General features: G+C 44.3%; 19 protein-coding genes, 1 tRNA gene and 1 pseudogene. 13 read left to right on the top strand and 8 right to left on the bottom strand.

Annotated features, from left to right (window positions below):
- Positions 1 to 211: 211 nt before the first annotated feature.
- A complete protein-coding gene (locus B1A85_RS25160; protein ID WP_104546372.1) occupies positions 212 to 3,226 on the top strand; it encodes an S-layer family protein in 3,015 nt (1,004 codons plus the stop codon).
- A 91-nt stretch (positions 3,227 to 3,317) separates the two neighbouring features.
- Here the strand turns inward: B1A85_RS25160 and B1A85_RS07880 are convergent, their stop codons facing one another.
- Together B1A85_RS07880 and B1A85_RS07875 are read right to left on the bottom strand one after the other, a co-directional pair.
- The gene (locus B1A85_RS07880; protein WP_015188467.1) at positions 3,318 to 3,443 is read right to left on the bottom strand and encodes a photosystem II protein Y; all 126 of its coding nucleotides are present in this window, start codon (positions 3,441 to 3,443) and stop codon (positions 3,318 to 3,320) included.
- A 178-nt stretch (positions 3,444 to 3,621) separates the two neighbouring features.
- The gene (locus B1A85_RS07875; protein ID WP_104546371.1) at positions 3,622 to 4,146 is read right to left on the bottom strand and encodes a gamma carbonic anhydrase family protein; all 525 of its coding nucleotides are present in this window, start codon (positions 4,144 to 4,146) and stop codon (positions 3,622 to 3,624) included.
- Between the two features lie 209 nt (positions 4,147 to 4,355).
- On the opposite strand from B1A85_RS07875, the gene B1A85_RS07870 reads away from it, so the two are divergent.
- On the top strand, positions 4,356 to 4,865 hold the full coding sequence (locus B1A85_RS07870) for a TIGR02652 family protein (RefSeq protein WP_015188469.1): 510 nt from the start codon (positions 4,356 to 4,358) through the stop codon (positions 4,863 to 4,865).
- A gap of 29 nt (positions 4,866 to 4,894) precedes the next feature.
- Positions 4,895 to 5,329, top strand: a complete 435-nt coding sequence (locus tag B1A85_RS07865) for a VOC family protein (RefSeq protein WP_104546370.1) — start codon at positions 4,895 to 4,897, stop codon at positions 5,327 to 5,329.
- A gap of 2 nt (positions 5,330 to 5,331) precedes the next feature.
- Here the strand turns inward: B1A85_RS07865 and B1A85_RS07860 are convergent, their stop codons facing one another.
- On the bottom strand, positions 5,332 to 5,712 hold the full coding sequence (locus B1A85_RS07860; protein ID WP_104546369.1) for a DUF4359 domain-containing protein: 381 nt from the start codon (positions 5,710 to 5,712) through the stop codon (positions 5,332 to 5,334).
- A 57-nt stretch (positions 5,713 to 5,769) separates the two neighbouring features.
- Between B1A85_RS07860 and B1A85_RS07855 the strand changes: the two genes are divergently transcribed.
- Positions 5,770 to 5,842, top strand: a tRNA-His gene (locus B1A85_RS07855).
- Between the two features lie 308 nt (positions 5,843 to 6,150).
- Here the strand turns inward: B1A85_RS07855 and B1A85_RS07850 are convergent.
- Together B1A85_RS07850 and mnmG are read right to left on the bottom strand one after the other, a co-directional pair.
- Positions 6,151 to 6,720 carry a TIGR04376 family protein gene (locus B1A85_RS07850; protein WP_104546368.1) on the bottom strand — a complete coding sequence of 190 codons (570 nt, stop codon included), beginning with the start codon at positions 6,718 to 6,720 and terminating at the stop codon, positions 6,151 to 6,153.
- Between the two features lie 171 nt (positions 6,721 to 6,891).
- Positions 6,892 to 8,820 carry a tRNA uridine-5-carboxymethylaminomethyl(34) synthesis enzyme MnmG gene (mnmG, locus tag B1A85_RS07845; protein ID WP_104546367.1) on the bottom strand — a complete coding sequence of 643 codons (1,929 nt, stop codon included), beginning with the start codon at positions 8,818 to 8,820 and terminating at the stop codon, positions 6,892 to 6,894.
- Between the two features lie 240 nt (positions 8,821 to 9,060).
- Here mnmG and B1A85_RS07840 point away from each other — a divergent pair, with 240 nt between their 5' ends.
- From B1A85_RS07840 to metK, 7 genes are all read left to right on the top strand, one after another.
- Positions 9,061 to 9,396 (top strand): hypothetical protein, encoded by a 336-nt coding sequence (locus B1A85_RS07840; RefSeq protein ID WP_104546366.1) that lies wholly within the window; start codon positions 9,061 to 9,063, stop codon positions 9,394 to 9,396.
- A 203-nt stretch (positions 9,397 to 9,599) separates the two neighbouring features.
- Positions 9,600 to 11,156: a photosystem II chlorophyll-binding protein CP47 gene (gene psbB / locus B1A85_RS07835; RefSeq protein ID WP_104546365.1), complete on the top strand. Its 1,557-nt coding sequence runs from the start codon at positions 9,600 to 9,602 to the stop codon at positions 11,154 to 11,156.
- A gap of 135 nt (positions 11,157 to 11,291) precedes the next feature.
- Positions 11,292 to 11,390, top strand: coding sequence for a photosystem II reaction center protein T (locus B1A85_RS07830; RefSeq protein WP_104546364.1), 99 nt, complete (start codon positions 11,292 to 11,294; stop codon positions 11,388 to 11,390).
- A gap of 235 nt (positions 11,391 to 11,625) precedes the next feature.
- A complete protein-coding gene (nrdR, locus tag B1A85_RS07825; RefSeq protein ID WP_104546363.1) occupies positions 11,626 to 12,141 on the top strand; it encodes a transcriptional regulator NrdR in 516 nt (171 codons plus the stop codon).
- Between the two features lie 166 nt (positions 12,142 to 12,307).
- Positions 12,308 to 13,306, top strand: coding sequence for a 30S ribosomal protein S1 (locus B1A85_RS07820; protein WP_104546362.1), 999 nt, complete (start codon positions 12,308 to 12,310; stop codon positions 13,304 to 13,306).
- Positions 13,307 to 13,453: 147 nt separating this feature from the next.
- Entirely contained in the window at positions 13,454 to 14,194 is a 741-nt protein-coding gene (locus B1A85_RS07815) for an HAD family hydrolase (protein WP_104546361.1), read from the top strand.
- Positions 14,195 to 14,322: 128 nt separating this feature from the next.
- Positions 14,323 to 15,582 carry a methionine adenosyltransferase gene (gene metK / locus B1A85_RS07810; protein WP_104546360.1) on the top strand — a complete coding sequence of 420 codons (1,260 nt, stop codon included), beginning with the start codon at positions 14,323 to 14,325 and terminating at the stop codon, positions 15,580 to 15,582.
- Between the two features lie 133 nt (positions 15,583 to 15,715).
- On the opposite strand, the gene B1A85_RS07805 is transcribed toward metK, so the two are convergent.
- Together B1A85_RS07805 and B1A85_RS26045 are read right to left on the bottom strand one after the other, a co-directional pair.
- Positions 15,716 to 17,236 (bottom strand): NAD(P)/FAD-dependent oxidoreductase, encoded by a 1,521-nt coding sequence (locus B1A85_RS07805; protein WP_104546359.1) that lies wholly within the window; start codon positions 17,234 to 17,236, stop codon positions 15,716 to 15,718.
- Positions 17,237 to 17,367: 131 nt separating this feature from the next.
- A pseudogene (locus B1A85_RS26045) lies at positions 17,368 to 17,478 on the bottom strand (DUF6653 family protein); the annotation flags it as partial.
- Positions 17,479 to 17,824: 346 nt separating this feature from the next.
- Here B1A85_RS26045 and B1A85_RS07800 point away from each other — a divergent pair.
- Positions 17,825 to 18,091, top strand: coding sequence for a hypothetical protein (locus B1A85_RS07800; RefSeq protein ID WP_146087153.1), 267 nt, complete (start codon positions 17,825 to 17,827; stop codon positions 18,089 to 18,091).
- A 360-nt stretch (positions 18,092 to 18,451) separates the two neighbouring features.
- On the opposite strand, the gene B1A85_RS07795 is transcribed toward B1A85_RS07800, so the two are convergent.
- Positions 18,452 to 19,138 carry an ester cyclase gene (locus tag B1A85_RS07795; protein ID WP_104546357.1) on the bottom strand — a complete coding sequence of 229 codons (687 nt, stop codon included), beginning with the start codon at positions 19,136 to 19,138 and terminating at the stop codon, positions 18,452 to 18,454.
- 341 nt (positions 19,139 to 19,479) lie between these two features.
- Between B1A85_RS07795 and pcrA the strand changes: the two genes are divergently transcribed.
- Positions 19,480 to 21,828 (top strand): DNA helicase PcrA, encoded by a 2,349-nt coding sequence (gene pcrA / locus B1A85_RS07790; protein ID WP_104546356.1) that lies wholly within the window; start codon positions 19,480 to 19,482, stop codon positions 21,826 to 21,828.
- Positions 21,829 to 22,482: the final 654 nt, after the last annotated feature.

The raw sequence follows: 22,482 nt of genomic DNA, 5'->3' as shown, positions 1-22,482 counted from the left end.
TAATTCAACTCTTTTGCCTTACTCAAACTTCAACTATTTATTAAAACTTTAATTACTCATAACCAAATAGCGCTAGTTTCATTTATTAGATACAGCAAATAATGAGGTTTTGGAAAGCGTACTGCTATCATTACCTGCTTGCTGTTGCTCAAACAAGTTCGTGTTTTAATTCCTAAATTTATATAGCTGAGATAATATATGGAGATGTTGTATGGCGATTATCAAGGGTACGCCAGGAAACGATACTCTCACTGGCACTAACTCGGCTGATTCTATATTTGGTTTTGCTGGTAATGATATTTTACGCGGTCTAGGAGGTAACGATCGCCTATTCGGGGGCACAGGCAACGATACACTCAATGGTGGAACTGGTATAGATACCCTGAACGGAGGAGCAGGTAACGATATTTATATTGTTGACAGTATAACAGACACGATTATTGATAATTCAGGTACAGATACCGTCCGGTCATCGGTCAGCTATACGTTAGGAAATAAGCTAGAGAATCTCACCCTAACAGGGACTCGCGCGATTAATGGTACAGGCAACAACCTCAACAACATCATCGTTGGTAACGCTGCCAATAATTATCTAGTGGGCGGACAACGTTACAGCTATAATGACAATGATACGCTGTATGGTGGTGACGGCAACGACACTCTACTAGGTGATGACAGGTATACTTCTGGGAACGACGTCCTCTATGGTGGCGATGGCAATGATGATTTAAGAGGGGGCTACTACTCGCTAATCAATCAGGATTTCAGAGACACTTTGTACGGTGGCAATGGAGACGATACATTGAGAGGAAGTGACTCTCGATTTGGCAATGCCAACTCGTACGGTGATGTCTTGCATGGTGGTAAAGGAAACGATACTTATATCCTTACTAGCACGGGTGACACGCTTATAGAAGCTGCCAACTCAGGAATAGATACGGTTATAGCTAACTTCAGCTATACGCTAGGCAGTAATCTGGAAAATTTGACGCTAAACTCGAGAGCCACTAGTGGCACAGGTAATAACCTCAATAACATCATTATTGGCAATGATCTTAACAATGTCCTTAAGGGATTAGCAGGTAGCGATCGCCTTTCTGGAGGTGCAGGTAAAGATAAACTTTGGGGAAGTTCCGGAGGAGTTAGAGAAAAGGATACTTTAACTGGCGGTACGGCGTCAGATCGATTCGTTCTTGGAAATGCCACTCAAGTTTTCTATGACGATCGCAACCCTGCCACCGATGGTAGAAGTAGTTACGCACTCATCACTGACTTTAACCCCAACGCTGATGTCATTCAACTCCAGGGAACTCGCAGCAAATATGTTTTGGCTGCATCGCCGAGTGGTTTACCAAAGGGGACAGCGATCTACATCAATAAGCCTGGTAGCGAACCGAATGAACTCATTGCAATTATCCAAGGCGTTACAGGTTTAAGCCTTGCGAACGATTACTTCAGGTTTACAGCAGGATTCCAATTTACAGAAGAACTCAACCTTGCTGACCTCAATGGCAAGAATGGCTTTAAGATTCGCGGCATTAATGCTTATGACTATTCAGGCACTTCGGTCAGTTCAGCAGGGGATGTCAACAGCGATGGCTTTGCTGACATTATTATTGGTGCTCCTCTTGCCAATTCTGCTGGTGAAAGCTATGTCGTGTTCGGCGCAGAGGGGTTTGATACCAACTTGAACTTGTCTACCCTTGATGGCACCAATGGCTTTAGGATTAATAGCCTTAGTACTTCCGACAGTTTGGGGACTTCCGTGAGTGGTGCAGGGGACGTCAACGGCGATGGCATCCACGACCTCATAATTGGTGCTCCTAATGCCAATTCCGCTGGTGAAAGCTATGTCGTGTTCGGCAAGCAGGGGGGCTTTAGTGCTAACTTGAACTTGTCTACCCTTGATGGCACCAATGGCTTTAGGATTCGCGGTATTAATAGTGGTGACAGTTTGGGGACTTCCGTGAGTGGTGCAGGGGATATTAACGGCGACGGCTTGAGCGACATCGTTATTGGTGCTCCTCGTGCCAATTCTGCTGGTGAAAGCTATGTCGTGTTCGGCGCAGAGGGGTTTGATACCAACTTTAACTTGTCTACCCTCGATGGCACCAATGGCTTTAAGATTAGGGGATTTGCCGACAACAATTACTCCCCTAGTAGTATTTCAGAGGCAGGGGATATTAATGGTGACGGCTTTGGCGACCTAATTATTGGGGCATCCACTTTTAATGGGGGTTACAGCTACGTAGTCTTTGGTAAACCAGGGAAGTTTAGTGCTAGCTTAGATCTTTCTACCCTCAATGGAACTAATGGTTTCAAAATTAGCGGGTTTAGTACCTATTTTTCTTCAAACATTTCGGTAAGTGGGGCAGGAGATGTCAACGGCGATGGCTTCGATGACTTGATCGTTGGTTCTCCTAGCGACGGTGACGCTGGGTTTTACCGAGGTGCTACGGGTAAGAGTTATTTGGTGTTCGGCAAAGCAGCAGGCTTTACTCCCAGCCTCGACACTTCTGACTTCAATGGCAGCAATGGTATTGTCATTAATGGTATTGTGCCAAGTGACAACTCAGGTAATTCGGTAAGTGGGGCAGGAGATGTTAACGGTGATGGCTTTGATGATTTGATAATCGGAGCTTCTAATGCCGATGCCAATTGGCAACAAAATGCTGGCGAAAGTTATGTAGTATTTGGTCGCAACTTCACTGGTAAAGTTACGCATCTAGGTACAGCAAACAGCGATCGCCTAACTGGCACGCCTAGCAATGACGTCATCATCGGTGGGTTAGGCAATGATACTTTAATTGGCGGTTTAGGCGCAGACGTTCTTTATGGTGGTGCAGGAAATGACACTATCGCGTTCGATGCAAGCGATCGCCGCGTCAAAGGCGGTAGCGGCAATGATACGTTAAGAGTCGATGGTACTGGTATCAATCTAGACTTGATTAATCTTAGTAACAACAAGATGAGTGAATTTGAGCTAATCGACCTGACGGGGACAGGCGACAATACCTTAAAGCTCAATCGCTTGGAGTTACTCAACCTCTCTGACACCAGCAATGAGTTAATTGTGAAAGGGAACGTCGGCGATACAGTAACTGTGCTCGATCGAGGATGGCGCTTCGACCGCACTCTAGACATCGAGGGTAACCGCTATAACCAGTATCTTTCTGGTATCGCCACTTTAATCGTAGATACAGATATTACCCAGACATTCACCTAAGTCTGTCATCTTTAGAAGGAGAAGAGCAAGACATTCTCGGTCACCTTGTCTTGCTATCTCCTCTATTTCAGCTTGATTTAACTTTCGTTACCTAAGCTTCCTTGTTGAGAAAAGCTTGAATTTGCTTGATAGCAGCAGGTGCAATGTTGAACACTGCCCAACTTGCTGCGGCAATGACAGGAAGTAACACAAAAGCAACCCGCATATCGATGTCCATATCTTTACCTCTTGAAAGTAGAAATTAAAGATTTTTGAATTTTCTCATCTTTTATTGTTAGCCGAAATTGGTAAAATTTCTAGATCCCCGCATTGTTATCTTAGTGAATAAGTTCTTTATGTAAAGATTATTATATTTTGCCTTGCGGGCATTGCTTTTTCATGTACTAAAGCACCACCTACGGCAAGAATCCTAAGTCTGTACCTTTACCTGCATGAACGAGCGCTAGCTTTTGATAGTGACGTGCGTGAGTAATTAATTCAGCGGCTTCTGATTCAGAAACCTCACGAATGCATTTTCCAGGTACTCCAACAACAAGCGATCGCGGCGGAACATCTTTCGTCACAACAGCCCCAGCCCCAACGATACTTCCAGTTCCTACCCTAACTCCATCTAAAATGACTGCGCCGATTCCGATCAAGCTACCGCGTTCAATATACGCTGAATGCACAACGGCTCGATGCCCTACAGTCACGTAATCTTCTAAAATCGTGGGCTTACCAGGATCGCCATGCAAAATCGCACCATCCTGAATATTTGTATACTCGCCAATTTCAATTCGCTCAACATCACCGCGAATGACAGCACCATACCAGACGCTTACCCCTGTTGCCAGCGTGACTTTACCCACAACAGTAGCATTGGCAGCAACAAAAGCCGCCGCAGAAAGGTCAGGATCGCTCCAGTAGGATATAACAGACACAGTAGAATAGATATTATTCTCAGAGTTCAACCAAAATTTATCTGCGAATGTGGATAAAAGAATTAAAACTTGGTTGTTCTATGAGCATATCATGGTGTAAAAACTGATAGAAAGACAGTGCAAGCAAAAAAGTATGACAGCTTTTTAGAGCAATGTCAAAATAAAACTACTGGCGCTGGTGTACAGAGACCTATGCTGCTTTGCTCTACATGATTAACCCAGGCTTACAATACCCAATTTTTGGTCCCGAAATTCAGTGTCCTCACTGTCGCCAGACGATTCCGGCACTGACTTTGACTGATACGTATTTGTGTCCGCGTCACGGCGCTTTTGAAGCCGATCCCAAAACTGGCGAACTGATTCATCTTCAGTCAGGGCGTCACTGGCGACGTTGGAATAGCGAGTGGTATCGACAGCACACGCATCCTGATGGCATTCGCTTTGAAATTCACGAGGCACTCGATCGCCTGTATACGCAAGGATATCGCGCAACTCGCGTGATCATCGCCCGTCGCTATCAAGAACTGATTAGTGGTTATTTAGAGCGAAGTACACCCTGGCGAGGACAGTCGGAAGCCTCAAAACCAAGGCTTTACGGTTTACCTGTAGAATTTAGTCCCGATCCTCAAGAGGAACCATGTTGGGAAGTGATTAACTTTGACTTGGAAAAAGAGCCTGGTGTCCCTGTACGCTACCCTTATTTCCGATTGTTTGAATAGCACGTAGGTATTTTACCTGCGCTACTTCCATGCATCACGCTTCGATTCGCACTGCTGATATTCATCGCGCGATCGCCTTTTACGAACTTCTGGGGTTTACCGTGTGCGAGCGCTTTACTACAGGCTACACCTTGGCTTGCTGGATGGAAGGACTCAATGGCAGAATTGAACTCATTCAAATTCCTCAACCCCGCCCCGCACCAGACGCTTTCAACGACGAACATTATGTCGGATACTACCACTTATCGTTTGACCTGAGTCATGTCACTAGCGATCTTCCTAGTTGGTTAACGGCATTACAACAACGCTTTATCCAAGCCCAGCAGTCGCAACCCGAACGATATCAGGCTTTAAAAGTTCTTCTCGAACCGACTCAACAACAAATTGGCGATCGCTGTTATGAAGTCGCCTTTATTGCCGATCCGGATGGATTACCCTTAGAATTCATTCGCGTTCTGGGCTAGGCTTACTGACGTTCAGCACTATAAGTGTAAAAATTATTAAAAACTCCTAAAGTTTCAAATTGATAAGATGGCAGTAAAGGATTCACCGATAGATTCGTTCGATAAATACTAAATAGAATAAAATTTTGCTGCTGTGTTGCTTGAGTAACGATCAATCGCATTTGCTCTTGGCTCGAATCCACAATCTTAGCGCAATTACGCTGCAAGAAATCGCCAAAAGCCTCTGGAACTTGCGAACAAACGTCGCTTTTTAAGTATTCTGTCAACCGTTGTACCGCATAGGCTTCGTAGGCTGACAAGCTTGGGTTAGTCGCAGCCATTGTGATTCCTATTCCTGCTAAGGCTGCAACTCCAAGGTAGGTAATAATATGAGGATTTTTCATATTTTGTGTTAAAGCAATCAAGCTGCGAATAAAAGTGGTATACTGAGTAATGCAACGGCGAGCGTAGCCAAGTGGTTAAGGCAGAGGATTGTGGTTCCTCCATTCGTGGGTTCGAATCCCATCGTTCGCCCTATTGATGTTTTTCAGGATATAGTAATCTTCCTGAAAATTCCGGAATGCAGTTAGACTTGATAAAAATGGTAATTAGTAACACAAGCTTGTAGAAGTCTTGTATTTGCGAGTTAGAGGAATTGGCAAGAGGTCCGATCGCCGTGCTAAGTCCTGAGATCAATCTAACAGCGAACAGTAAAAGTTTGTTTAAATCTATGCTTGATTCATCACCTGCAAAATAGTTGGTAGCTGGACAAGGCAAATGAATCACCGATGACCAATTACCTACTAACTTACGAATAATTTTTTTTGACGACGGCAAATATCCTATCTGCCCATATTTCGCTTTAACTGTTCTAATTCCTCTTGAGTTTCCCAGCGCTGAAAAGTTGCTTCGAGGTCATCTGCTTCTTGCGATCGCTCGCGACGATTCCAACCCTCTGTTTCCCAGAGTTGTTGCGTTTGGTAATTGGCGCGATTTACTTGTGCTTCTGTCGCTTTTCTTTGAACTTCTTGGCGTCGTTGTTGAATTTGGTGTAGTAGTTCTTTTGCTTGGCTAATACGTTCTTTTAAACCCTGCATGTGACCCCAACGCTGATTACCTTCCCGCAACAATGCGGCTTCGCGTTCTTGTGCTGGTTGTGCGAGGTCGAGTCGATTTGCTGCTTTTGCTTTTTCTACACGAACGTGCCAACGCTGGATTTCTTGCGCAGTCGCTAAAATTTCATCTTGCGCGCGCTTCTCTTGTAGTTGCAAATCCGCAATCAATTTTAAAGTATCTTCTTCTTGCTCGCGGAGTTGTTCTAAAAGCGCTTCAAACTCCAAATGCGGGTTGTTGCGCAAAAATTCTTCTAAGCGGTTTTCTAAAAAGCGGTTGAAATCGTCGAATAAGCCCACTATGAGAACTCCATTGATGAGGGATCGGGGTTTTTTAGAGCAGGAAAGCAGAGGGAGTAGAGGTACAGAGGAGATCTGAGGAGAATTTTTTCGATTCAAAATTGATTGCTAGTCAATAGCCACTCAACACTCATAACTCATCGCTCAAAACTTCTCAATTGCCCTTCTTTCCTACGATACTAAAACGGAAGGTTGTGCGATCGCGCCGCCACGAGAACGTACTTCCAGATAGACGAGCAACGCATTGACATCCGCAGGGTTGACGCCACCAATTCGCGCGGCTTGACCGATTGTCAGCGGTTTGACTTTGGCAAGTTTCTCGCGGGCTTCTTTCGATAGCGTTTCGATCGCTGCATAATCTAGATCTGGCGGTAATGGGCGGTGTGCTTGTCGCGAGATTTGGTCAATCTGGTTTTGCTGGCGTTGCAGATAGCCTGAGTATTTAATTTCAATTTCAGCACCTTCTTTTTCCACAACATCAAGAGCCGAGTTACCCAAACCATGATGTTCTAGATCTTTGTAATGAAAGCCAGGACGCCGCAGTAAATCAGCAAGCGTGATCGAGCCTTTAATGGCTTGCTGCGTAGAGGCTGCGATTGCTTGTCCTACTGGTTCGTGTTCTTTCACGCGTGTGGTATGAAGTCGTTCTTTTTCCGCTGCAATGTTTGCTTGTTTGCGGGTAAACAGCTCCCACCTGCGGTCATCAATTAACCCAATCTCGCGTCCTAGTGGTGTTAATCGCTGATCGGCATTATCGGAGCGCAGTAACAACCGATACTCAGAACGGCTAGTTAGCATTCGATAAGGTTCGCGCAAGTCTTTCGTACACAAATCGTCTATCAGCGTCCCGATATAACTTTGTTCGCGAGGAAAGACAATCATTTCTTGATGCCGTACATAACGCGCCGCGTTAATACCAGCAACAATTCCCTGCGCTGCGGCTTCTTCATACCCTGTTGTTCCGTTAATTTGTCCAGCACAGAATAAACCCGCAACTTTCTTGGTCATCAACGTTGGGTAACATTGCGTTGCAGGTAGATAGTCGTATTCCACCGCATACGCTGGACGCAGCATCACGCAGTTTTCTAGCCCTGGAAGCGTACGGAGCATTTGCAGTTGCAGCGCTTCGGGTAAACCGGTAGAAAATCCTTGGATGTAGAGTTCAGGAATATCGCGTCCTTCTGGTTCAATAAAGATTTGATGGCTTTCTTTATCGGCAAAGCGGACAATTTTATCTTCAATACTGGGACAGTAGCGCGGTCCTTTAGCATCTACCCAGCCGCCATAAACTGGAGATAAATGAAGATTATCGCGAATTAGCTGATGTGTTTGGGCGGTGGTGCGCGTCAGGTAACAAGGCATTTGCTCGCGTTCTACCCATACCTGCGGGTCAAAGCTGAACCAACGTACTTCCGAGTCGCCTGGTTGCGGCTCTAACTGACTGTAATCGAGCGATCGCTTATCGACTCGTGCTGGCGTTCCTGTTTTCAATCGTCCAGTTTCAAATCCCAGCTGATTGAGTGTTTCTGTAAGTCCTTCGGCGGCAAATTCTCCGGCGCGTCCTGCGGGCATTGATTTATTGCCAACCCAAATGCGACCACCGAGAAATGTGCCCGTCGTTAAAATCACCGTGGGAGATTGGAAGCCGACCCCAAAGTAAGTTTCGACTCCAATGACTTCATCGTTGGCGCCCAACACCAAATCTGTCACCATCGCTTCGCGAATTGTCAAATTTTCTTGGTTCTCGACAATTCCTTTCATGACGGCTGCGTATTCGCGTTTATCTGTTTGCGCGCGTAATGCCCACACTGCAGGTCCTCTTGATGAGTTGAGTATCCGTTTTTGCAGGTAGGTACGGTCTGCCATCTTGCCGATTTCCCCACCTAAGGCATCAACTTCGTGCGTCAACTGCGATTTAGCTGGACCTCCGACCGCCGGGTTACACGGTTGCCAAGCAATTTTATCCAAGTTCAGTGTCAGCAGCAGCGTCCGACAGCCCAAGCGTGCGGTAGCAAGAGCAGCTTCACAACCAGCATGACCTGCTCCGACAACGATGACATCAAACGCGTCGATAAATTCTACAGTGGTGGGCGATCGCATAAGCTATAGCTTCAAGCAGCAGCAATGACTCAGTACTGTAATAATTCTAATTGTTATACGGCATAAGAGGTTACAAGCTGATTGCCAAGGCGAATGATTCTCATTTTGCAACAATTACAGATTACAGAAGCTCGTGATACTATTTCACAAAAAGCGCGATCGACAGGACGGCTCTCTTTATTCTTTATTCTTTTTGTTGCCCGTACTCCCTAATTCGGAGCAGCCTTACGGTAAAACGGTATGAAATACTTCTTTCTCACTGATGGCTGGACAGTCTGCCGAGTCTGGGCATCGGATGGATTGTGGAACGAAACTGCGTGGCGACGTCAACCAGATATTAACCGCTTAAATATTTGCCTTGTAGAAGCTAACGAAAAGTTGTGGTTGTATGCTGTAGAAGACATTGTATTAACTGTAGAGGTCAAACCCATCGCAAGTCTTCAAAACAACTCCGCAGCCAAAGGAATTGGTCAAGTCGTTCTCAAACGCTTAATTAGTGCTGAACAAGTCATTGAGCGCTTAGGTGCAGCCGAAGCGATGTGTCAGTTGAAAAATATTCAATCAGTTGTGCAATAACCCAACGGGATCGCTCTTGCAATCGGCACAGGACATAGTTACACTTTTTTAATAATTCTCATTTTTGTTTGTCCTTCCATTGCTTAGCTGTGAAGACAATTTGTTACTTCAACACAGTTGTGTTTCTCGGCAAGCACCTGGTAATAACAAAAAGTTGAAAAATTGCGTTGTAGACATAATTCACCCTTGGAGGATCGTAGTCGATGGGACTACCCTGGTACCGAGTACATACAGTCGTCTTGAATGATCCAGGGCGACTGATTTCTGTACACCTAATGCATACTGCGCTTGTCGCAGGTTGGGCTGGTTCTATGGCCCTGTATGAATTAGCAATTTTTGACTCCAGCGATCCGGTTCTCAACCCCATGTGGCGGCAAGGAATGTACGTACTGCCCTTCATGGCACGCTTAGGCGTTACTGGTTCCTGGGGGGGCTGGAACATCACAGGAAGTGCTGTCACTGACCCTGGTATTTGGTCGTTTGAAGGCGTCGCTGCTGCCCATATTATTCTTTCTGGGCTACTATTCTTAGCGGCTGTTTGGCACTGGGTTTATTGGGATTTAGAACTTTTCAGAGACCCCCGTACTGGCGAACCCGCGCTTGACTTGCCAAAAATGTTTGGCATCCACTTATTTTTATCTGGTCTGTTGTGCTTTGGTTTTGGTGCGTTCCACCTTACCGGACTATTTGGTCCAGGAATGTGGGTGTCCGATCCTTATGGTTTAACAGGTAGCGTTCAACCTGTCGCACCTGAGTGGGGACCTGCTGGGTTTAACCCCTTCAATCCTGGAGGCGTTGTTGCCCACCATATCGCGGCTGGTATTGTTGGTATTATTGCTGGTTTATTCCACCTGTCAGTACGACCACCCGAACGGCTGTACAAAGCTCTACGGATGGGTAACATCGAAACGGTACTTTCTAGCAGTATTGCCGCCGTCTTCTTTGCTGCGTTTGTTGTTGCTGGCACAATGTGGTACGGCAGCGCGACCACGCCAATCGAATTATTTGGTCCAACCCGCTATCAATGGGATGATGGCTATTTCAAACAAGAAATTGAACGTCGCGTACAAGCAAGTCTAGCAGAAGGGGCTTCCCTATCAGAGGCTTGGTCGGCAATTCCTGAAAAGCTCGCCTTCTACGACTACATTGGTAATAACCCTGCCAAAGGCGGTTTATTCCGTGTAGGTCCGATGAATAAAACGAACGGCGTTGCCTTAGCTTGGCTGGGTCATCCCGTGTTCAAAGATGCCGAAGGACGTGAATTGTTTGTCCGCCGAATGCCTGCGTTCTTTGAAACGTTCCCAGTCATTCTGACCGATGCTGATGGTGTTGTCCGCGCTGATATTCCTTTCCGTCGGGCAGAATCCAAGTACAGCTTCGAGCAAGTAGGTGTCACTGTTAGCTTCTATGGCGGTGAGTTAGATGGACAAACCTTCACCGACCCAGCCGACGTGAAAAAGTACGCACGTCAAGCTCAATTAGGCGAACCCTTCTTGTTTGATGGCGACCAAAGTACGCGTTTTGGCGACCTGGCGATCGCGAAACCGGACGGAGTCTTCCGCACCTCACCGCGCGGTTGGTTTACTTTCGCGCACGCTACATTTGCTTTGTTATTCTTCTTCGGTCATCTCTGGCATGGTTCGCGAACAATCTTCCGCGACGTATTTGCTGGAATTGAAGCAGATTTAGAAGAACAAGTCGAGTTTGGTCTGTTCCAGAAAGTCGGCGACAAGACTACCAGGAAGAAAGAAGCTGTTTAGCACTTCTTTAGTAATTGTAAAGAACGGTAACAAATTGCTGCGGCAACTATAGCCTTAGTAGTTTTTTAAACCGTTCTTTTCTTTTGCTTGGTAAACTATCAATATTAGCTCAGCTTGTAATTAGAACATTGTCTTATGGAAAGCGTTGCTTACATCTTAATTCTTGCCTTGGCAATTGGAACTCTATTCTTTGCAGTCGCCTTTCGCGAACCTCCCCGCATCCAAAAGAAATAGCAATTTCTCAAGCTAGTTTTAGCAAGGAAGGCAATTTGACAACCGCTGCTGCCGAGCGTGGAAGTAGCGGGTTGTTTGCATCTTTCCCTGCTTTAAGGTAAGTAGAGTTTTAGGGCAAGGTTAATATGGTTAGGATACTATCGAGGCTAGGCATGATGACTTTCACTAACCTTGAGTTCTGACCTCTGACCTTGACCGCGATTGCAAGTAAATCCTTTTTCAAGATGCGTTTTTTATGCGTTGTCCTTTCTGCCAACATCCTAATCATCGGGTGTTGGAATCACGAGTAACAGAAGCAGGGCAAAGTATCCGCAGGCGACGCGATTGCCTCAACTGTCAGCGTCGCTTTACGACCTATGAGCGTATTGAGTTTCTACCAATTACCGTTTTAAAGCAAAACGGCGATCGCGAGTGTTTCGATCGCTCCAAATTACTTCGCGGTATTGTCCAAGCCTGCCATAAAACAGGTATTTCTACAGTCAGGCTCGAAGCATTAGTAGACGAGATTGAATCTGAACTTCAACAACGCACCTCGCGCGAAGTCACGAGTTTAGAAATTGGCGAATTAGTTTTACATCACCTCAAGTCACTTAGCGAGGTAGCTTATGTGCGTTTTGCTTCAGTATATCGCCAATTCCAGAGCATCCGTGATTTTGTAGATACTCTAGAAGATCTCGCTCGCCGCAGCAGTCCCCCAACATCCGATATTGCCACCGAAACTATCAACGATTATGAATTTACTCATTCATGATAATCAGGTATAATGGAGGGTCTGAATACTTGTGCGTATAGATTTGGCTATCCTACGCTAGAATTAACTTAGAGATGTAGGTGTAAAGCGCTGTTAAGAAGTAGCGAACATATACATCGATAGGAGGCAAAAACTTACGGAGACTAAATACCAGGAAAACATTAGCATGGTCAATCAGAAACAAACTGTCGCAGAAATTGGTTTTACTCACGAGGATTTCGCTGCTCTACTCGATAAGTACGATTATCACTTTAGTCCTGGAGATACGGTAGCTGGGACAGTATTCAGTATCGAGCCTAGAGGCGCTCTGATTGACATTGGTGCGAAAACAGCGGCGTACATCCCCATTCAGGAGATGTCCATTAACCGCGTGGATTCCCCAGAAGAAGTTTTACAATCGAACGAAACACGGGAATTCTTCATTCTTACCGATGAAAATGAAGATGGTCAGCTAACGCTGTCGATTCGTCGAATCGAGTATATGCGGGCGTGGGAACGAGTACGACAATTGCAAACCGAAGATGCCACAGTGCGCTCTAATGTCTTTGCAACCAACCGTGGTGGCGCATTAGTCCGCATTGAGGGTCTACGGGGCTTCATTCCAGGATCGCATATCAGTACTCGTAAACCCAAAGAAGACTTAGTCGGCGAAGAACTACCGCTAAAATTTCTAGAAGTAGATGAAGACCGCAACCGCTTAGTTCTATCGCACCGCCGAGCTTTAGTTGAGCGCAAGATGAACCGTCTAGAAGTCGGTGAAGTTGTGGTCGGTACTGTACGCGGAATTAAACCTTACGGCGCATTCATTGATATTGGTGGCGTGAGTGGTCTACTACATATCTCTGAAATTTCGCACGATCATATAGATACACCTCACAGCGTGTTTAACGTCAATGACGAAGTAAAAGTCATGATCATTGATTTGGACGCGGAACGCGGTCGGATCTCGTTGTCTACCAAGCAGCTAGAACCCGAACCAGGAGATATGATTAAGAATCGCGACCTGGTGTACGAAAAAGCTGAAGAAATGGCAGCTAAGTACCGCGAGCAACTGCTAGCAAAACAACAAGGAATTACCTTGGAAGATACTGAAACAGTAGCTGAAGAAATTCCAGCGGCGACGGAGGAGCTTGAAGAAATTCCAGCAGCAACCGACGAAGAGTAAGCTTTTTTCTTTTCTGGGTAGAAAGTAAATACATCGCATAGTGACTAACAAGAGGGAAAAACCCTCTTTTTTTATCGCTGAAATCTACAGCTTTGCCTCCCCAAATTTCCCACACGATCGTAACCATCTCACAAGGAGGTATCTTGTTTGGTCTCAATTCAGTGTAAAAACAAAATATTCCCAAATATTCAAGCAATTATCTTTGATAAAGACGGTACCCTAGAAGATTCTGAAGAGTATTTGCGTTCCTTAGGACAAAAGCGATCGCGCCTAATTGATGCGCAGATTCCTGGAATTGGAGAACCGTTGTTAATGGCATTTGGTATTCAAGGCGATCGCCTCGATCCAACAGGATTACTGGCGGTTGGTAGTCGTTACGAAACCGAAATTGCTGCAGCGGCTTATATTGCTGAAACAGGGCGGGGGTGGTTAGAGTCACGGGCGATCGCGCACAATGCCTTTATGGAAGCCGATCGAGTAATTGGAACGACACCTTCACCGTTATTTGTTGGTTCCTTAGAAGTCCTACAGTATCTATCGCAAGCGGGTTTAAAACTAGGAATTCTTTCAGCAGCTTCAACACAACGAGTCAAAGCCTTTGTCGAACGCCATCGGTTGCAAGACTACGTGCAATTGCAAATGGGAGTTGAGGAATTTGGACCTAGTAAACCCGATCCAGCATTGTTTATTCAAGCTTGCCAAAAGCTAGAAGTCGTTCCCCAAAATACCTTGATGGTAGGAGATTCTGTAGGTGATATTGAAATGGCACGCAATGCGGGTGCAGCAGGATGTATAGGTATTGCCTGGAGAAGTTCAGCAGCACATTTACATTCAGCCGATGTCGCGATCGCGCAACTGAATGAAATTCAGATTTGGCAATCTGACTAAATGTTCGCCTACTCCTGCGATCGTACCTTATTCTTAACTTATCCGTATATTGGAAATGTTGCTATGATGGCAGACTAACATCATACAACCATCAACACTAATACATCATGAGTTAAGGAGAATTGCCCTTGTCTCGTCGTTATTTCTTTACTTCTGAATCAGTCACAGAAGGACATCCAGACAAAATTTGCGACCAAATTTCTGACACGATTTTAGATACGCTACTAGCACAAGATCCTACTAGTCGCGTTGCCGCAGAAGTTGTCGTCAATACTGGATTAGTCCTGATTACCGGAGAAATCAGCACCAAAGCCCATGTCAACTACGTTGATATTGCGCGCAAGAAAATTGCTGATATCGGCTATACTGATGCGAATAATGGCTTTTCTGACAATAGTTGTGCGGTTTTGGTTGCTTTAGACGAACAATCGCCTGATATTGCCCAAGGTGTGAATACAGCGCACGAAAGTCGCGAACAAGATAGCGATGAACAATTTGATGCGATCGGTGCAGGCGACCAAGGTATTATGTTTGGTTTTGCTTGCAATGAAACACCCGAATTGATGCCATTACCAATCAGTTTGGCACATCGAATTTCCCGTCGCCTTGCTGCTGTACGCAAAACAGGAGATTTACCTTACCTGCGTCCTGATGGTAAAACACAAGTCACTGTGGTTTACGAAGATGGACGTCCGGTTGGAATTGACACCATTCTCATTTCTACGCAGCATACAGCAACGATTGGCGATATCACCGACACCGACGCTGTACAAGCCAAAATCAAAGCTGATTTATGGACAGCAGTAGTTGAACCTGTGTTTGCGGATATTGCGATTAAACCAGATGACAGTACGCGCTTTTTAGTGAATCCGACTGGTAAGTTTGTGATCGGCGGTCCCCAAGGCGACTCAGGACTTACTGGACGTAAGATTATTGTGGATACCTACGGGGGTTATTCGCGACATGGTGGTGGGGCTTTTTCTGGCAAAGATCCCACAAAGGTAGACCGCAGTGCGGCTTATGCGTGTCGTTATGTCGCTAAAAATATTGTTGCTGCTGGGTTGGCAGATAAGTGTGAAGTACAACTAAGTTATGCGATTGGTGTTGCACGACCTGTCAGTATCATGGTGGAAACCTTTGGTACAGGCAAAGTTGCAGAAGACCGCTTGCTAGAGTTAGTCAAACAGCACTTTGAACTTCGTCCGGCGGGCATTATCCACACTTTCAATTTGCAAAAGCTACCATCTGAACGAGGCGGACGTTTTTATCAGGACGTCGCAGCTTACGGTCATTTTGGTCGCACCGATTTGGATTTGCCGTGGGAACGTACCGATAAAGTCGATGCGTTGAAAGCAGCAACTCAACCGCTTTCAGCAACTGTTGGATAAGTAAAAATGATGAGTGGCTGGTGTGTCGTGACTAGAACGAAGCCAGCCACTGATTATCTAGTAACAGGTAATGGGTAAGCGGAAAGCACTTAGTAATTTACTTTCAATGACCAGTTACCAACTTTTATTACATTCATTTATACCTGCCTATTGATACTGTAGAAAGTATCTCGGATACTTGTTGCGGTGTCACTAGAGTATTTGCACACAAAATGCCCGAAGCTGCAACTGCAGGAACGCCAATGCCAGGCATCGTGCTATCACCAACGCGGTATAATCCTGGTATCGGCGTGGTAGCTCCAGGAAACATCCCCTGACCGGCGGCGATCGCTGGTCCATACGTACCTTGATACCGTCGTAAATAATAGGCATGAGTTAATGGCGTACCAATAAGTTCTATAACAACTCGTTGCCTAATATCAGGAATTATGCATTCTAAGGCTTTGTATAAAGATTGCGATCGCATTTTTTTCTTCTCTTCATAACCATCATCGCGCTGCCAAGAGTGATAAGGTTCTAACGTATAGGCGTGGATAACATGATGACCTGATGGTGCAAGCGTTGCATCCCACACCGAGGGAATCGAAATCATGCACGTGTTACCAGGTTCAGTAATATCGCGTTGCGGATCGCGAACGACGACATGATGACCTGTCAAATGCTCTAAACCCTCAGCTTTGATACCCAGATGAAGATGCATAAAACTATCTACCGTTGGTGTCTTTAAAGAAGCTTGACGATAGGAACTCGGTAAGTCATGCGGTTGCAATAAAGTGTTGTAAGTATCCCAAATTGAAGCATTGGAAATCACTACGGGGGCTTTCAAAATTTCACCATTACGTAAGCGTACCCCAGTAACTTTATTAGATACTAAGATTTGCTCGACATGAGTTCCCAAGCGCAACTCACCACCCCAACGTTGCAACCCGCGTACTAAAGCATCAACGATCGCCCCGCTACCACCGATGGGATAATCGACTCCGACGCGCGATCGCTCTCCCAACATAAATGCAACTTCAGGAGCGATCGTGCCATGCGCTTTTAAACCAGAAAGTAAAAAGCATTCCAAGTCAATCAAGCGTCGTACCCAAGGATCTTGTACTTCGCGATCCATCACTTGCCCTACGGAACTTTGAATTGTTCCGAGATGCGGTAGCATTTTGAGTACAGATGGCAAGTATTTTAGTAAAGTCGGAATCAGTTGCCAATCTGCTCTTAAAGCAAGAGTAGGAATACCTTGTAAAGCTTCGTATAGTGGGAGCAAGCGTTGCGTAAATCGCTGTAGTTCCCTTGCACCTTGGGGAGTGATTTGAGCTACTGTTTCAAGATACTGCTCAATTACGCTATGAACTGCAAAAGTCCCTTCAGGAAAGTGGTAATGTCCTAGTGGGTCATACGGGATAGACTGTATTGATTCTCCTAATACGTCTAGAACTTGTCGTAAGGGATTGTAACTGTTTGGGTTACTCAAACCGCAGTAAAATGAAGGACCAGAGTCAAAGGTAAATCCTCGGCGGGTGAAACTGTGTGCTGCACCACCAGGGATATTGTGACTTTCACAAACAATGACTCGTTTACCATAACGCGACAATAAAGCCCCAGCGGTTAAACCACCGATACCGCTACCAATGACGATGACATCGCTATCTTGCATGAAAACACTTAAATATAACTTGAGCCTGGCGACCGAAGTCGCGGCTGAATAAACATAGACGCATAGCGGCTTCCCGCAGGGTATTCCACGCAAGTGGACTAATGCAAATATTTATTGTCGTGCAAACATATTTAGTATAACCAGCTATGATACTCTGCGTTGGTGTCTTTCATGTCTTCGTACAGCCAAACCATGCGGTCTATAAACCACAGCTTACCAAGATAAACAACGACGTTTCCTAGAAGTGTAGACCAGTAGAAACAATCTTAAGGAGAACTTTGGCAAGAAGCCAATCCAACACTACAACACGCCGACGCATTAGATCCTTTTGATGTTATTCGGAGGTATCCATCTAAGTTAGGACAAGGTTTTCGACGCAACATTGAGTATCAAGAAGGAATCGAGATTAGAATTGATGACTATCAACTACACGGTAATGTAATTGAAAAAGTTGATGTACGCGAACATCCTATCCAGTGCGGATTTCTCCTTTCAGGAAACTACAACAATAATGACGAACAGGTTTGTTCTAGGTTGTATTGCTTTTGCGGAAGTGGATGTGCAACAGGTGGATTGTGCGAAGAATTGATGCAGCAAAGGATGTTAGCTGTTGATGTCCATATTGCACCAAAATTAGTTCAGTCGTATCTTGCCAAATCAACCGAACAAACTCCCCCAGAGTTACTTCATCTATTTAAGCAACCGCATCAACACTATTTTTATCGTTACGGGAAAGTGACACCACAAATACAGATAGCGTTACAGCAAATTCTGCAATGTCTGTATGCGGGAATTACCAAACGCCTGTATGGGGTATCGCGATCGCAGTGCATTTACGAAAGCCTTTTGCCGTAAATTTAGTATGAGTCCGAACAACTATCGCCAAGCAAAACACAGATAAAATATGCTAGTTTGACCAACTTAGCTGCGTTTAGCTAATGGCGATTCTTTTACATTTTGTTCCGAGAAACCAGTTACAGGAATTACGGAGATTAATGACGCGATATTCGTGACAAGTTGTTTCTCAGTGGAAGGAAGTTTCAGAATGGTAATTTAACTAAGAAACTGAATAAGAAAAATTTGAACAATCAACCAACGATGCGCTTAAATATGTTCGCGAAGTATGTGCGAAGCATAGAATAGACAAAAAACGATCGCCTTTAATACGCGTTTGGTGCTATAGAAGGCGATCGCGCGTAACTTTAAAGTCAATCTTTATGTTTGTTGATGAAAAGGACAGCCATTGGCGATCGCCTTTCCACCCGATGTCAATTTTCCTAAGAAAGAATTCGTATCAAAATAATGTTCTAATGATTCAATTTTCAAATCATCAGTTACTCGCGCCACACTAATTCCAACAACTTCGACGACTTCTCCTGTGGGTTCATATCCTTTGTAAGAACCGCTAAAAGTTCCCCAGTGACGCCACTTGAAAGTCACATTAGGCGGTCCGGCTAAAACCTCAATAACTTCCCATAAAAAGCCATTAGGAAAGGCTTCGTGAAAAATTTTTCCTGATGATTCAAAATCCTCAGCTTTTGCACTGTAGTGCTCAGACTCTCCTAAAAATAAATTATAAGTTCCAGCCGCAACGATATCCTCAGCAGTGTACTCTGGTTGTGTATTCGTCCGCATCCGAAACTTATCAGCAACAATCGATAACCACTGTTGAGGATTCGTCTTAAATGAGGCTTCCATCTCAAAAGTTCGGACAAGGTTTTGTACGATCGCCTCTAAAGAACCTTCAATATGATTGTATTGACTTTGCTCTTTGAGTGCTGCATTGTTACGCGAGTAGTCTGGTGGTTCTCCATAACGCCACTCAACATTACTTCCTTCTGCAATGACTGTATCTCTGTCTTGAACCCACAAAGGCGTATCTGATGTTCCCATATTTGTTATTCTTTATACAAGATGAAACGGTTGAATGCGATCAAGGCTATCAAACAGTAGATGACATACAAATGCGAAATCTACCGAAAAACAGACGTAAATATTTTATATCAAAGAATAATAACAGTGATACTACTGAAGTTAAGTAAGCTTAATGTTTGCTAAAGATCGATAATTCAGAATTAACTCGCAGAGATTTTAGTAGTATATAATACAGTCTGTCGTCGGTAGATTGTTATAACGCGGCAACGTTTCAAGTAAGAAGCTATCAAGATATCATAAGTTTTGTACTATAGGTCAGACAGGATATATCTTTTGCAGCCCTAAGCGCGATCGCACTTCTGACACCCATGACGACAACCATTGATTTTTTCAGCCACCTTAATCCGAGTCAACGCCAAGCTGTAGAACATTTCTGCGGTCCAATGTTGGTAGTTGCTGGCGCAGGTTCTGGTAAAACACGAGCACTGACTTACCGAATTGCCAATCTGATCCTGAAACACCGCGTCGCTCCTGAAAACATCTTGGCTGTCACCTTTACCAACAAAGCCGCGCGGGAGATGAAAGAACGCATCCAGAAGCTGTTTGCCCAACAAATTGCGATGCGCGACTATGGAAAGCCCCTAGAAGCGCTAGCACCGCACGAACAGACAAGTTTGCGATCGCGCGTGTACAAAACTATCATTAAAGATTTGTGGATTGGTACTTTTCACAGCTTATTTTCCCGCGTGCTGCGATTCGATATTGAAAAATATCAAGATGAAAAAGGAAGACGTTGGAATCGCAATTTTTCAATTTTTGATGAATCTGACGCGCAAAGCCTTGTCAAACAAATAGTCACAAAACAACTCAATTTAGACGATAAAAAGTTTGAACCGCGTTCGGTACGCTATGCAATTAGTAATGCGAAAAATCAAGGATTAACTCCACAAGAGTTTGAGTACCAGCAACCGAACTATCGCGGTCGAGTCATTGCTGAAGTTTATAGTCAATACCAAAACGCTTTAGCAGAAAACAACGCTTTAGATTTCGACGATCTCATTCTCGTTCCTGTCCAACTCTTTCAACAAAACGAACAAGTATTAAGCTATTGGCACCGCAAATTTCAACATATTTTAGTCGATGAGTATCAAGATACCAATCGCACGCAATACGATTTAATTCGGTTACTTGTTACCAATGGCGAAACTAATAAACACAATTGGAATTGGCAAAACCGCTCGATATTTGTTGTTGGTGATGCCGATCAGTCAATTTATAGTTTCCGCATGGCAGATTTTACAATTTTACTAGAATTTCAATCTGATTTTGGCGATGGATTACCTGATGCTGATACCCGCACCATGGTAAAACTGGAAGAAAACTATCGTTCTAGAGAAAATATTCTTCAAGCAGCAAACCAACTAATCGAAAATAATACTCAACGCATCGATAAAGTTCTCAAACCTACGCGCGGGGCTGGCGAACAAATTTATTTATACAAAGCCGACGATGAAATTGCTGAAGCGCAGTTTGTTATTAATCAAATTCAGAATTTAGAACGCCGTTATGCTGATTTTCACTGGGGTAGCTTCGCCATTCTTTACCGAACGAATGCGCAATCACGACCATTTGAAGATACTTTAGTACGATGGGGTATTCCCTATACAATCGTTGGTGGATTGAAGTTTTACGATCGCAAAGAGATTAAAGATATTCTTGCCTATCTGCGAGTCATTGTTAATCCTTCAGATACCGTAAGTTTGCTGCGCGTGATTAATACACCGCGTCGCGGTATTGGAAAAGCAACAATTGATGCTTTGGTCAGCGCGGCGCAAGAGTTAAGCATCCCTGTCTGGGAAATTATCAGCGATGAGACATCGGCGGGTACTCTAGCAGGGCGATCGGTAAAAGGCGTGACGAGTTTTGCGCAATTGATCGGTCGTTGGCAACAACAAGTAGATATCACGCCGGCGTCAGTCATCGTGCAAGCAATTATGGAAGAATCAGGTTATATTCAAGACTTGAAAAACCAAGGTACTGATGAAAGTTTAGAACGATTGCAAAACTTACAAGAACTTTATAATGCTGTTGTTCAATTTGAAGAAGAAAGTGAAGATACTTCTTTAGAAGCTTTTTTAGCTAGCACCGCATTAAATTCTGATTTAGATAATTTAAAAGAAGGACAAAAAGCTGTTTCATTACTAACATTACATGCAGCTAAAGGGTTAGAGTTTCCTGTAGTTTTCTTAGTAGGAATGGAACAAGGTTTATTACCCAACTTTCGCTCTTTAGACGATCCTGATGCCTTAGAAGAAGAACGGCGTTTATGTTATGTTGGCATTACTCGCGCGCAAGAACTATTGTATCTTTCACACGCACGAGAACGTCGGCTTTATGGTTCGCGCGAACCGGCGATTCGTTCGCAGTTTTTGACAGAGTTACCTGAAGAATTACTCGCAGAGCGACAACCTGTGAGTCGCAGTTATACGAAACCACCGAGTATTGCTTCGCGAAGTAAACAAGTAGCAGCAACTCCTGTGAATACAAGCTCGCAAAATTGGCAAGTCGGCGATCGCGTGTTACATAAAACGTTTGGTGTTGGTGAAATCACCCATGTTTTCGGTTCTGGAAATAAAGTATCCGTCGCGATTAAATTTCCCACTTTAGGTCAAAAAATTATCGATCCTCGCATTGCACAATTACAAAAATTTAACTAGCGTTTAAGTACTTTACTTTTAGGTAAACAACTTATAGAAATCTCTGAAAGTAAATTTTATACATAAGAAGTAAAGTTACCCCTAATTCGATCGTGAAATTGCAAGTTCGAAATGTAAAAACTTAACTCAGGTTCAAGCGCGTTATATGATTTAAAAATAATTCTTAATAACTTACGTTGCTTACTTATGTTATAGATACACATTCTTGGGCAAAAGACTGAATCAGCCTTGCAGCCCACTTTGAGTGGGCTTGAGCTATGAGCGTGGTAATTAATTCCCGGGCGGGTTGTTGGGTTAACTGAGAATGCTGCAAGATCTCAGAATGCCTTAATAGTAAAAGCTTGCTGACATTCACTGCATGGATCTAAATTCCCAAAATGTTAGTAACGAAGCACTAAAAATCATATGACTTTAGTACCAAACTCACAAAAAAATGCAACAAAAGTCTCTGGTGAAGAAACGCGATCGCGTAGATTATGAATAATACCATTTCTCGCGGATTCTGACGACAGTTCCACGCTCCAAATGCCATACACTGTCCAGCTTTTGTCATTACCTTCGCGCAGCGTGCCAAAGGCAAATACTATACATCACAAATTACGAATTAGTATAAGAACCTATTGTTCAACTCTTAATACTGTGAGCTACTATTTA

Source organism: Chroococcidiopsis sp. TS-821, from assembly GCF_002939305.1.
Taxonomy (GTDB): Bacteria; Cyanobacteriota; Cyanobacteriia; order Cyanobacteriales; family Chroococcidiopsidaceae; genus Chroogloeocystis.
This window is presented reverse-complemented; position numbering and strand designations above follow the sequence as displayed.

Coding starts and splice junctions, on each gene's coding strand:
- B1A85_RS25160 (WP_104546372.1), top strand. CDS start 212: ATGGCGATTATCAAGGGTACGCCAGGAAACGATACTCTCACTGGCACT.
- B1A85_RS07880 (WP_015188467.1), bottom strand. CDS start 3,443: ATGGACATCGATATGCGGGTTGCTTTTGTGTTACTTCCTGTCATTGCC.
- B1A85_RS07870 (WP_015188469.1), top strand. CDS start 4,356: ATGATTAACCCAGGCTTACAATACCCAATTTTTGGTCCCGAAATTCAG.
- B1A85_RS07865 (WP_104546370.1), top strand. CDS start 4,895: ATGCATCACGCTTCGATTCGCACTGCTGATATTCATCGCGCGATCGCC.
- B1A85_RS07860 (WP_104546369.1), bottom strand. CDS start 5,712: ATGAAAAATCCTCATATTATTACCTACCTTGGAGTTGCAGCCTTAGCA.
- mnmG (WP_104546367.1), bottom strand. CDS start 8,820: ATGCGATCGCCCACCACTGTAGAATTTATCGACGCGTTTGATGTCATC.
- B1A85_RS07840 (WP_104546366.1), top strand. CDS start 9,061: ATGAAATACTTCTTTCTCACTGATGGCTGGACAGTCTGCCGAGTCTGG.
- psbB (WP_104546365.1), top strand. CDS start 9,600: ATGGGACTACCCTGGTACCGAGTACATACAGTCGTCTTGAATGATCCA.
- B1A85_RS07830 (WP_104546364.1), top strand. CDS start 11,292: ATGGAAAGCGTTGCTTACATCTTAATTCTTGCCTTGGCAATTGGAACT.
- nrdR (WP_104546363.1), top strand. CDS start 11,626: ATGCGTTGTCCTTTCTGCCAACATCCTAATCATCGGGTGTTGGAATCA.
- B1A85_RS07820 (WP_104546362.1), top strand. CDS start 12,308: ATGGTCAATCAGAAACAAACTGTCGCAGAAATTGGTTTTACTCACGAG.
- B1A85_RS07805 (WP_104546359.1), bottom strand. CDS start 17,236: ATGCAAGATAGCGATGTCATCGTCATTGGTAGCGGTATCGGTGGTTTA.
- B1A85_RS07800 (WP_146087153.1), top strand. CDS start 17,825: ATGCAGCAAAGGATGTTAGCTGTTGATGTCCATATTGCACCAAAATTA.
- pcrA (WP_104546356.1), top strand. CDS start 19,480: ATGACGACAACCATTGATTTTTTCAGCCACCTTAATCCGAGTCAACGC.